Raw genomic sequence first — 11,743 nt, 5'->3', positions numbered from 1 at the left:
CCTTTCTAGTTATCCGTGCTTCTCTCCGGGCTTGGTGTTCAACGCTGCCCCGAGGACATTTAGTAATCCGACGGCGGTCGCCATTCCCCGGCGAGCATCTTTGGATGTAGCTTGCTTGGCGATTGTGAGGAGAGACGGAGTCTGTTTGCCAGCATCGGCGATCGCCTCGTGAAGCTTATCTGCATCAATCGAGCTGAGTAGATTCGTGAAGATCAATCCGATGCGAAGCGCCGTAACCATCTCACGTGAACTAACAACATCGACGACATGGTTCACCACCGTATCGCCGGCGCTTAACACGCCATTTAAGAGATCGATGATCCCTTTCTCATGAAGCCTCTCAAGAAGGTCGTATGCAGCAAGCACAGCCTCTGCATGTTCGATCGGCGCATGCTCGATCCTGCGGACGAGATCATCCCGCGAGTTTTCAGGTTTATATGTTCGAAAATCGACCGCGACTGCCATAAGTCTCTCCTGTTTCCTATTTCGCAGGCTGAATCTGCACGAGCTTCGGTGTGCCAGGCATACGGTAATCCGCGCGCTTCCACTTCCGTTCCACTTCAACGCCGGTCTGAGGGGTGGGCTTCCCTGAGTAGCGGAAGTTCAGGGGCCTGAGCGGATTGTCGCCTTGCTTCGGAAGGATCTTGAGCTTGACCGCGGTTTCTTTATAGGCAGGCGTGTGCGTCGCGTCGTCAGCATGCGAGCCAGTAAGGATATTCACCGGTCCCTCCTGTGAAAACAGCGGGAGGTACACTTGCTTGCCTTCCACCCGGGCCGTCACAAGTACCTTAATGACCAGAGAACCGTGCCGGCTGATCACCCGAACCCATCGCCCCGTTTCAATGCCGCGCTCTGTGGCAAGGTCCTGCGAGATTTCCAGATACCGTTCCGGAGTTTCCTCCCGGATGCCACCAACCCGGTAGGTCATGTTGCCTTCGTGGAAGTGCTCAAGCTGGCGTCCGTTGTTCAGGAAGAGGTCGAAATCCTCATCCGGCTGCTCCTCAGGCTCAGTGAACGAAACCGGATGAAACTTCGCCTTATTGTCAGGGAAGGGAAACCCGTTCAGATACAGAATCGGCTGATCTGTGCCATCCGCTGCCACGGGCCACTGAAGCGTGTTGTATCCTTCAAGGCGGTCGTAACGAACGCCTGCATGGATCGGACTCACGGATGCCAGCTCATCCATGATGTCGGATGGATGCTGGAAGTTCCAGCCGGCGCCCATTCGGTTAGCAATCTCCTGTGTGATTTTCCAATCGGCCCTACTGTCGCCGAGCTCGGGGAGAGCCTTGTAGAGACGCTGAATCCGGCGTTCGGTATTGGTAAACGTGCCATCCTTCTCAAGGGCCGGGGCAGCGGGCAGAACCACATCCGCATAGCGGCAGGTTTCCGAGAAGAAGATATCCTGCACAACAAACAGATCCAACTTTTCAAATGCTCCGGCTATCCAGGCGACATTGGAGTCGGCGGAGATCATATCTTCGCCAGCCAGATATAACGCACGGAATGTGCCGTCATAAGCGCCCTCCATCATTGCATGGTTGTTCATGCCGATGTTTGGCGAAAGTGGCACTCCCCATGCCTGCTCGAACTTCGCATGCATCTCGGGGTCGTTCACGCTTTGATAACCGGGATAAATATTCGGCGCTGCCCCGATATCTCCGGCTCCCTGAACATTGTTATGCCCGCGGAGCGGATATGCGCCGCAACCAGGACGCATATAGTTGCCGGTGGCTAACAGAAGATTAGAGATGGCCGTCGACGTGTCCGAGGCCCGGATGTGTTGCGTGACACCCATCGCCCAAAGGATGCACATCGTGTCGGCTGCCGCCATCTCCTGCGCGATAAGTTCCAATGTCTCCACAGGTACCTTGCAGATTCGAGCAGCGTATTCCATCGTGAAGGGCTCAAGGCTCTTCCTAAAGTCAGCCTCGTTGTTTACCCACCTCGCAATGAAGTCGAGCTTGGCATGGCCGTGATCGAACATGTAGCGGCTCATCGCGCAAAGCCAGACCAGATCTGTTCCAGGCCGTGGTCGGAAGTGGATATTGGCTCGGCGTGCCATCTCATTCTCTCTGGGATCGGCCACAATCAGACGCTGCCCAAACAGCTTGTGAGCGCGCTTGATTCGAGTAGCCAACACCGGGTGCGCCTCGGCTGTATTGGCGCCGACGATCACAACCAGCTTCGATTTCGCGATGTCCTCAATCGACCCCGCATCCCCCCCGTATCCGACGGTGCGGAAGAGCCCGGTGGTCGCTGGTGCCTGGCAATAGCGCGAACAGTTGTCGATGTTGTTTGTGCCGATAACGGCCCGCGCGAACTTCTGCATCAGGTAGCCATCTTCGTTGGTCGTCTTCGAGGAAACGACAATCCCTATGGAATCGGGGCCATGCTCTTTCTTGATCTTCCCAAGCTTCTCCGTGATGAGACTCAGAGCTTCTTCCCAACTGGCTTCGCGGAAACCATTCTCCGTGCGAATCAGGGGCTTCTGCAGGCGTTCTTCGTGATTAACGAAGTCCCACCCGAACTTACCCTTGACGCACGTAGAAATCTGATTGGCATCCCCATGTTGCGGAACAATCTTGAGGATCTTGCGGTCCTTGGTCCACACATCGTAGCTGCAGCCCACGGCGCAGTATGTGCAGACGGTCTTGGTTTGCTTGATTCGTTCCTCGCGCATCTTCGATTCGGTTTGCGAAACCTGCATGATCGCGCCATAGCCCATCTCCGGCTCAATGGCCTTCACAACGTCGATCATCTTGTTGAGAGACTCTTTGGGCATTCCGCTCAGGAAGCCGGCCTCACCCAGCATGGACTTTTCCATCAACGCGTTACACGGGCAAACCGTAATGCAGTGCCCGCAGGAGACGCAGCTTGAGCCGCCGATCTGCATGCCGCCGTCCCAAAGGACACGGGGATGCTCCAACTCCCAGCCGATCGACAGCGTTTCATTTACCTGGACTGTCTGGCAGGCCTGTACGCATTGACCACAGAGGATGCATTGGCTGGGGTCGTAGCGATAGAACGGGTTCGACATATCTACTTCATAAGGCTTGGGTTTGAAGGGGTGTTCCTGATGTTCAACGTTAAGAGCGAGCGCGGTATTATGCACCCGGCAGTTTTCGTTATTGTTGTCGCAGACAGTGCAGTAAAGCATGTGATTGCCGAGAATCACATCAAACGCTTCAGCGCGGGCGTCCTTGGCCCGCTTTGATTCGGTGACCACGTTTATTCCGGACGTCACCTTCGTTCCGCAGGATCGCACAAGTTGCCCATCCACTTCCACCATGCAGGTGTCGCAGGTCTGAATTGGTCCCATCAGGGGGGAGTGATAGCAGATGTGAGGAATTTCCTTGTGACGGAGTACGGCTTCGACCAGCAGTTCACCGTCCGCAGCAATAACGGAATCGCCGTTAATCGAAATGCCGACCTTCGCCGCCGCCTCAACACCTACCACTGACGTTTTTACAAGCTCGAGTGTACTCATACTGACCTCACCTGGAATGAAAGCTCGGTGTTGAAACTACATCCGGAACGCTTATGCGCCGCGGAAACCAATGTTCTCAAGTCTCAGTTATTGCGCCAGGTAAAGCTTGCGGATTCATCCGAAAATTGCGAAATCTTCCGAACTCGACGAGACAATGGCCTGGGACGCGCCCCAAGGGTCCCATGTCCTACCTAACTCTCAGTTTGGTTAGTTGTCCGATCTGCGGCTCGGTCAGAGCGGACACGTCCAGGCTCTCAGTTTCGGTTACACGTTCTGCAAGTTGCGGATAGTACTTTCCCAAGTAAGCAATGTGGAGCTCGGCAACGTTGCTCTCTCCCTCGTTGTGCCATGAATGACAATTGTGCTGCAGCTTGAATGCCTAAAAGCAATTCCTTTGTATAAGGATTCGTTATCTGCTAGCCGCTTGTCCCGAACATTACCTTCCTCGCAGTGGCGGCGTTTTGTGGAGGATAATGGCCGTCGGAGGCCAGCAAATGGGATCCAGTTCTGCTCGGATTGCCGGGCGGTCATGTGCTGGTCTTCCGTTGGCTTGATAGTCAGCCGCCAAAGCATCGTGAAGAGATTGGAGCTACGATTGCGCGCCTTCTGGAAGTTCCTGACTTATTTCGACAGAAGCAAGATGGACCCTTATACTGCTTTCCGCAGTTCCGCGGGAATGCTGCTGTCGTTAGCACTGGGCACGGCGACGCACGTTGCGTCGGAGCTCCGGCCGCGGGCTGTGGGCACTCTTCGTTTCCTACTCCGACCTCAATGACCCCTACTGGGATCGGGCAACCCGGATGATCGTCGCAACTCTCATCCTGACCTCGGCCGCGTTCGTTGGCGGTATATCCGAGCAATACCGATTTGGTGTCGGCGTGGTTGCGGCGGCAGCAGCTTTTGTCGCTGGGGATGTCGGTTGCGTTCGGCCGCACAACAGGGGATGTCGGGATGATGAGCCTGGTGATGCTCACCATCTTTGCCGGGCAGCAATTTACGATGAAAAGCCTAGCCGGCTCCGTCCTGCTGGTTCTCTCAGGGGGATTCCTGCAAACAGCCCTATCTGTGGTCTTCTGGCCGGTGCGGAGATATGTACCAGAGCGGCGCGCGTTGGCAGGGCTGTATACGGAACTTGGGCGGACCGCTACGGATCCCGTCCGTCCCGACGAGCAGCCGCCTGCGACTATTCACGCGTCGCAAGCGCAAGAAGCGCTGCGCAGCTTGCGCTCGGATAACAGCGAAGAAAGCGAGCGGTACCAGTCACTTCTGAATCAGGCCGAGCGTGCCCGACTATGCGTCATCGCTCTGCTCCAGATGCAGGCACAACTGAACCGTAACGGACAACAAAGCAATGGGAAGGAGGTCCTCTCGCGGTTCTTGATCCTAGTGGGACGTGCGCTCGCGGCCATCGGCAAATCCCTGTTAGACGGCGCTGAGCAGGCTCCTTTAGACCAACAAATTGCGCACGTGAATGAGTGGATCGAACAATCACGATCCAAAGCCCCTTTCCTGGAAAACGTGATGAGCAACCGCATCCTGTTTCAGATGGATGCGCTGGCCGGGCAACTGCGGGCGGCAGAGGTCCTGGTAACCGGCCCTGCCCCGCTCAGGGCTGCTTTGGAACGGCCTTCTCCGCTGCCTTCGTGGCGTTTTAGCCCGAACTCCGTGTGGGCTACGTTGCGCGCAAACCTGAGCCTCCAGTCTGCGGTTTTCCGCCATGCCGTGAGACTTACGATTTGCCTGACAATCGCGAATATCATTGCGCGTGCAACCGGCTGGCGGCATGCTTACTGGATACCGATGACCGTTGTCCTGTTACTGCGCCCGGACTTTGCCGGCACCTTCAGCCGCGGGCTGCAGCGGATCGCCGGAACCATCGTTGGGTTGGTCATAGCAACCGCGCTCTTTCATTTTCTGCCGGAAACGGTAGGGATACAGGCGGCCTTGATCGGCATTTGTGTTTTTCTGTTGCGATGGCTTGGACCCGCGAACTACGGATTCTTCGCGATCGGAGTGACCGCAGCGATCGTTTTGATCGCTCGCGCTAACTGGCGTCGCGCCGAAGCTGCTCATCCAACCCCGGGCCATCGATACGTTGATTGGCGGCATCCTCGCTCTGTCGGTCTACGCCCTCTGGCCAACGTCGGAGCCCGTGGAGGATGCTCTGGCAGAGCTGTTGGCGGCATACCGGGACTACTTTAGCGCGGTTGTACGACGCCACTTACAACCTCAGACACATGGCGCCCTCGCCGATCGGAAACGGCTTGCCGCTAGGCGCGCACGTACCAATCTGGAAGCTTCGGTTGAACGACTTGCAGCGGAACCTTCGACAAAGGCTAATCAGATCGATGCGGTGCGGGCAATGATGGCAAGTTCGCATCGTTTAGCGCATGCGATTATGGCCCTGGAAGTCAGCGAACCCGACAGCATCTCTGCGCTCGCCTCACCCGAACTTGCAAGATTTGCCGCAGATACACAAACGACATTATTAAGTCTCGAGCGTGTGCTGCGGGAAAAGTCCTTCGCCTCAACCGGAACGCCGGATCTTCGGCACAATTTTCACGCGTTGCTCGAGTCTGGCGATCCAAAGGCCCAGCCGCACATTCTGCAGACCGTCGAAGGCGACGCCATCGTGAACAGTCTTGATACCCTGCGGGACCAAATCCTCAAGTGGCGAGAGCAGGGCAAGGAGGCTAACCCGGTCTCGAAGGATATGTGAGGGCCAAGCATAATACTTTGCCAACCAGTTTCATCCTTGATGAGCCTTTGATAGTCAGGCTCCCGCCGCGACCTGGATTCCAGGATCGCGGATAGGAGCCGAAGTTGGCAACAGGAATTCACCTAAAAATCCTGGATACAAAAGGTCTTCCCAAAAGAGCAGAACATGAGCGAAGCTACTTCGTAAGAAATGCAAGGAGTTCTTCGTTGACGATGTCCGCATGTGTGGTGCAGAGTCCATGCGGCGCACCGGGAATCACCTTCAGGGTCCCATTCTTGACGAGCTTCACACTGAGGCGGCCAGAATCGTCGATCGGAACAATCTGATCAGCGTCACCCTGTATGACGAGTGTCGGCACAGTAATCTGCTTTAGGTCTTCTGTCTGGTCCGTCTCCGAAAACGCCTTGATGCAGTCGTAAGCGCCAATTATCGAGGACTGCATTCCCTGCAGCCAGAAAGAATCCTGTACCCCCAGGGAGACTTTCGCACCCGGCTTGTTGTATCCGTAGAATGGCACCCCCAGATCCTTGAAGAACTGCGAGCGATCCTTCACAACATTTGCACGGATATCGTCGAAGACTGAGATCGGTAGACCCCCGGGATTTGCTTCGGTCTTCAGCATGAGGGGAGGGACAGCTCCGATCAGGACAACTTTGGCGACGCGCTTCTGCCCATGCCGCGCTATGTAACGTACGACTTCACCGCCGCCCGTGGAGTGGCCGACCATAGTCGCTTCCGTGATATCGAGATGGTCCAGTAGGTCCGCAAGATCATCCGCATATTGATCCATGTTGTTCCCTTCCCAGCTCTGGCCTGAACGGCCGTGACCACGGCGGTCGTGGGCGATCACGCGATATCCCTTCTTTCCGAGGAACAACAGTTGCGCGTCCCACGCATCGGCACTCAACGGCCACCCGTGCGAGAAGGTAACGACGGGGCCGCTGCCCCAGTCCTTGAAATAAATAGTGGTGCCGTCTTTGGTTGTGAACGTATTCATCGAATGTTCTCCTTGGTTGTTCCGATGCGGCGCAGGTGCGCTCGCGGTTTTGGGCTCGCCTGCCAAAGCAGACTTGGTTAATCCCATCATGGCCATCGCAGCCGTGCCGCCAATGAGCATCCTGCGGCGCAGCGGATCGATAGAGTTTTGGGGTACGACCCCTGTTGCGATGAGTGCCGGATTTTCCTCTTGCATATCGAATGATGCCCCTTTCCCGTTTCGGTGGTGATGGAGCCGGCCGGTATGGAAACGCGCGCTTTCCTGGGCTCCACGCCTGCTCTGGCCCTGCCTGTTGTCGCTTTCTGGAGTGGTCAGATCACTGTCAGGACAACGTCGATATTGCCGCGTGTAGCGTTCGAATAAGGGCGTACGACATGGGCCTTTTGGACCAGCGCTTCTGCAGTTTTGCGTGCCAGTCCCGGCAATGAAATCCTCAGCTCCACCTCCAGGCCGAAGCCCGTCGGAATGGCGCCAATGCCCACATTTCCCTCGATGTTTGCATTCGCTGGAAAGCTGATCCTATCGCGGCCGGCCACGTATTTCAGGGCTGATAGAAAGCATGCGGAATAGCCCGCGGCAAACAACTGCTCAGGATTTGTTCCTGCGCCTCCCGCGCCACCGAGTTCACGCGGTGTGGCGAGCTTTACATCGAGCACCCCATCGGACGATACGGTACATCCGTCACAACCACCTGTAGCCTTGGCTTGCGCGCGATAAAGAACGTTCCCGATCGGCATGAATGTATTCCTCTTTATTAAAATCGTTTACTATTAAATAGCGTACGATCTATTGATTACGAAGAGCACCACGCGGGTTCAAATATTTTTTACCAATCTCTTGCGCAGCGAATTCATCTGCTCCCTCAGGGCGACGAGTTCCACGGGGGTGCATTCGGAAGCGCACATCACGGCCCCGGGAATGTCCTGTGCCCGTTGCTTCAGCTCCCGTCCCTTCTTGGTCAGCGTGATGATCACTTGCCGATTGTCCGCAGCCGCCCGGGCACGCTTAAGAAGGCCAGAAGTCTCCAGGCGTTTCAGGAGGGGGGTGAGGGTTGCCGAGTCCAGGAACAGCTTCTCACCGATCTCCGAGACATTCACCTGGTGGCTTTCCCAAAGTACCAGCATCACCAGGTATTGAGAATAGGTGAGGCCCAGGTTACGCAAAAGCTTCCGATACAGTTTGTTCATCGCTAGCCCCGCGGAATATAAAGCGAAGCAGAGCTGCTCGTTGAGCAGCATCGATACCTTGGGGTGATCTGAAGAGTCCTTCGATTTTGCCGCCATATCCATATGATGCATCACGCGCGATTCAGTCGTATACGCTATCGTCTAAGATGCGAACCCAATCAAGCGCATTCCCGTGAAGCACGGTCCCATACGAGTCATGCGGTCAACGCATTGAATCGCGAAGGCGGGGGAATCTCCACTGTTTTCTTGTCCCCTTGCTGGGACCGCAGCTGCTGGACAAGAGACTGATCGAAGGTTGTACGGATCGTGGTGATGGCGTCAACGTCTCCTTGCTCTGCGGCGCTTTTGAGCTTCATGATGACTGGATGGAGGAATTTATTCATCATTCTGCGAGTTTTTCCTTCGATCGCTGCCCGCTGATCGTGCGGGAGCATTTGGGACTGAGCGCGGCATAGCTCTGCCTCCCGTATTTGCTCGGCGACTTCGTGCAACTCGCGGACCACCGGTCCTATGTCCAGCGTCTGTGTCCGACGATGGTAACCTAGGGCCTCCTGCGCAACGATCCTCTCGGCTCGCTGCGCCTCAATCTTCCGCTCTTCTAGATGAGCGGATGCAACCGACTGCAGGCTGTCGATGTCGTGAAGAAAGATGCCGTCGATGCTGTTGAGCGCGGGATCAACGTCTCGAGGCACGGCAATATCGATCAAGAACATCGGCTTATTCTTACGACGGCGCAGAAACTCACGTCCATGCTCACGGCGGAAGATGTATTCCTGAGCGCCTGTAGAGGTAAGGACGATGTCGGATTCAGCTGCCGCGGTATAGAGATCCTCGAAGGGCACGGCGCGCCCGCCGAACGTGCTCGCGAGCCGGACCGCGTTCTCATGGGTGCGGTTGGCAACAAGGACGGATTGAGCGCCTTGGCTGATGAACTGAGCAGCAGCTAGTTCACCCATTTTTCCTGCGCCGACCAGCAAGACACGCTGTCCTTTGAGTGAGCCAAACACCCTCGCGGCCAGGTCGACAGCAACCGACGCTATGGAGACAGAAGCATTGCCAATCCCCGTTTGACTGCGGACCTTTTTCGCCGCCGCAAATGTCGCCTGCATCAGCCGCTCCAAATGAGAACGGGCTGTGCCAATAGACCGCGCGGCGGCGTAGGCCTCCTTGACCTGCCCCAGAATCTGCGGTTCGCCGACGATCATCGAATCGAGGCTGGAGGCGACGCGGAAGAGATGCTGGACAGCATCGAAGTCCCGATACTCATAGGAATGCGCTGCAAAAGAGGCGCCTGCGATGCCGAGATGATCCCCAAGAAATTGCAGGGGGGTCTGGACATCTGTGTCGTGGCAAACCACTACCTCCACACGATTGCATGTGAAAAGGAGCATCGCTTCACGTACGCCTGGGAGGTGGAGGAGAGAGCGCGTCGCATCCGTGAGTTCGGCGGGCTCAATTGCCAGTTGCTCGCGCAGTTCCAGGGGCGCCGTCTTGTGGTTGAGGCCTTGCAGAAGAATTTTCATTCGCTTCCATCCTGTGTCCATCAAGTACTACTTCTGTCCTGTTATCCAGCTAGAGCCAGATCATGGCTCCCGGTGTTCACGACAAGGTCGGCTAATGCATCGATCAGCAGCGGAGAATCATTCAGGCTCTCTGCCCGGACCAGTTTCAGACCGAGTTCTCGCGCTACCGACTGGAAGTGAATGTCGATGCCATACAGAATCTCGATGTGGTCGCAGAGAAACCCTACCGGCTGAATGACAATGGTGTCGTATCCAGAGGCTTTCCGTTGTGTCACAGTGTCTTCGACCGTAGGACCGATCCAGGGCCCGCTCATACCCTGGCTTTGGAATGCGAAGTACCAGTCATCTGGACTCAGGATGTCTTTCAACTCTTCGGCAACCAATCGTGCTGTCTCTTTGCAATCATTCGCATCGCTATCAAGGCCGTTTGCGAGAATCATCCGGGATATTCAACAGGAGTTTGGGATGGTTCAATGGTACGGGTCGGAACCATAAACCGCCTCCTTTGCTCCGTAGACAATTCTTCGCGACGGGAAACTCGGAAGATCAGCAAGCCCTTGCCGCTCAAATCTAGCAGTCTTGTTGCGCGCCTTCTAAAGCCATCATCGTTTTGGTGAGGATCTCAACGGGAGATAAATGGCAACGCGAAAGCATCTCAACCGCGAGCGTGAGAGCTGTCCGTTGCTCGTCGAAAAGTGTTCGCCACATATCTACATGATTTTCCCTAAGTTCGATGTGCGTCATGACTGTACCCTCCTGTCGGTCAGCCAGCTCCCTACTGAAGGTGGCTTATTCGTTGTACCAGTGGCTCGGAGTTAGATATTGTTTGCGCTATCTCCGCCTGTCACATCAAATGTTGCGCCCGACACCATTCGTGCCGCGTCCGATGCCAGGAAGACGACCACCGGTGCCATCTCCGCCGGATCAATCCACGGAACTCCGAGAGGAGACTTGCCTTGCAGAAGCTTCTTCGCAGTTTCCTCGTCGGTCTTCACATCGCCTGTTGGCGTGCGACCGGCGACCTGCAGAGCCTGCTCGTAACGTTCTTCGTGTCGTGTCAGCGGTGTATCGATCAGGCCCGGAACCAAGCAGTTGACCGTGATGCCTTTCCTCCCGAGCTCCATGGCGGCTGATTTCATCAGACCAATGATCCCCCACTTTGACGCGGAGTATGCCGACCCGTTGAGCGTCCCGTGGCGGCCCTGGGTGGACGTGGTCATGATGATGCGTCCGTTGCCCTGACGAACCATCGCAGGACCGAATGCTCGAACTGCATTGGCGGTTCCCGTCAGATTAACGTCGATCGTTATGTTCCAATCCGGATCTTCCATCTCAAGCAGAGCGTGGAATGACTGTATGCCTGCATTGGCGAAGAGAATGTCAATGTGCCCGAACTCCTCTTCAATTTCGGCGGCAGCTTTACGCAGCTTTGGCAGGTCTCGTTGGTCGAGGATGATGCCCTTCCAGGTTGCGCCTGCTTCGCGAACGAGAGTTCCGGTCGTCTCCAAATCAACTGGCGTCGCCGGTTCGACACCAGACCTCGGATCCACTGTTGCACATATATCCATGCCGACTACATGAGCTCCGCTCTGAGCAAAAGCAAGAGCTACGGCTCGTCCGATACCCCTCGCTGCTCCTGTCACAACGGCAACCTTGCCGTTCAAACTCTTATCCCAGCCAATCGTGTGCTCCGCCATCTGTGCCTCCGCCTTTCCCCTAAATGCAATACCCGTCAACGCAGCGGAACTAGTCGCTAAAAAATTTCTACGCGATAGGCTCGCGCTTTGGCGTCCTTCATCATTGCCCTGACTCATAATTTTCCTTCCG

The 11,743-nt window shown here is 56.0% G+C and carries 11 protein-coding genes; 2 read left to right on the top strand and 9 right to left on the bottom strand.

Annotated elements, in window-relative coordinates:
* Window positions 1–9: 9 nt before the first annotated feature.
* The gene (locus JAO29_RS14615) at window positions 10–465 is read right to left on the bottom strand and encodes a hypothetical protein (RefSeq protein WP_334268982.1); all 456 of its coding nucleotides are present in this window, start codon (window positions 463–465) and stop codon (window positions 10–12) included.
* A gap of 16 nt (window positions 466–481) precedes the next feature.
* The gene (fdhF, locus tag JAO29_RS14610) at window positions 482–3,490 is read right to left on the bottom strand and encodes a formate dehydrogenase subunit alpha (protein ID WP_334268981.1); all 3,009 of its coding nucleotides are present in this window, start codon (window positions 3,488–3,490) and stop codon (window positions 482–484) included.
* A gap of 870 nt (window positions 3,491–4,360) precedes the next feature.
* Between fdhF and JAO29_RS14605 the strand changes: the two genes are divergently transcribed.
* The gene (locus tag JAO29_RS14605) at window positions 4,361–5,692 is read left to right on the top strand and encodes an FUSC family protein (protein WP_334268980.1); all 1,332 of its coding nucleotides are present in this window, start codon (window positions 4,361–4,363) and stop codon (window positions 5,690–5,692) included.
* Window positions 5,693–5,888: 196 nt separating this feature from the next.
* On the top strand, window positions 5,889–6,209 hold the full coding sequence (locus JAO29_RS14600; RefSeq protein ID WP_334268979.1) for a hypothetical protein: 321 nt from the start codon (window positions 5,889–5,891) through the stop codon (window positions 6,207–6,209).
* A 175-nt stretch (window positions 6,210–6,384) separates the two neighbouring features.
* Here JAO29_RS14600 and JAO29_RS14595 read toward each other — a convergent pair whose 3' ends face one another.
* From JAO29_RS14595 to JAO29_RS14565, 7 genes are all read right to left on the bottom strand, one after another.
* Window positions 6,385–7,206, bottom strand: coding sequence for an alpha/beta fold hydrolase (locus tag JAO29_RS14595; protein ID WP_334268978.1), 822 nt, complete (start codon window positions 7,204–7,206; stop codon window positions 6,385–6,387).
* Between the two features lie 311 nt (window positions 7,207–7,517).
* Window positions 7,518–7,943, bottom strand: coding sequence for an organic hydroperoxide resistance protein (locus JAO29_RS14590; RefSeq protein ID WP_334268977.1), 426 nt, complete (start codon window positions 7,941–7,943; stop codon window positions 7,518–7,520).
* 78 nt (window positions 7,944–8,021) lie between these two features.
* A complete protein-coding gene (locus JAO29_RS14585; protein WP_334268976.1) occupies window positions 8,022–8,495 on the bottom strand; it encodes a MarR family winged helix-turn-helix transcriptional regulator in 474 nt (157 codons plus the stop codon).
* A gap of 92 nt (window positions 8,496–8,587) precedes the next feature.
* A complete protein-coding gene (gene hemA / locus JAO29_RS14580) occupies window positions 8,588–9,916 on the bottom strand; it encodes a glutamyl-tRNA reductase (protein WP_334268975.1) in 1,329 nt (442 codons plus the stop codon).
* Between the two features lie 41 nt (window positions 9,917–9,957).
* Entirely contained in the window at window positions 9,958–10,356 is a 399-nt protein-coding gene (locus JAO29_RS14575) for a ferrochelatase (protein WP_334268974.1), read from the bottom strand.
* Window positions 10,357–10,486: 130 nt separating this feature from the next.
* Complete coding sequence (locus JAO29_RS14570; protein ID WP_334268972.1) at window positions 10,487–10,660, bottom strand: hypothetical protein; 174 nt, start codon at window positions 10,658–10,660, stop codon at window positions 10,487–10,489.
* Between the two features lie 71 nt (window positions 10,661–10,731).
* Window positions 10,732–11,613, bottom strand: a complete 882-nt coding sequence (locus JAO29_RS14565; RefSeq protein WP_334268971.1) for an SDR family NAD(P)-dependent oxidoreductase — start codon at window positions 11,611–11,613, stop codon at window positions 10,732–10,734.
* Window positions 11,614–11,743 lie beyond the last annotated feature (130 nt).

The organism is Edaphobacter sp. HDX4, from assembly GCF_036877565.1.
Classification (GTDB): Bacteria; Acidobacteriota; Terriglobia; order Terriglobales; family Acidobacteriaceae; genus Edaphobacter.
The sequence above is the reverse complement of the archived record's forward strand: the minus strand, read 5'-3'. Positions and strand labels throughout refer to the sequence as shown.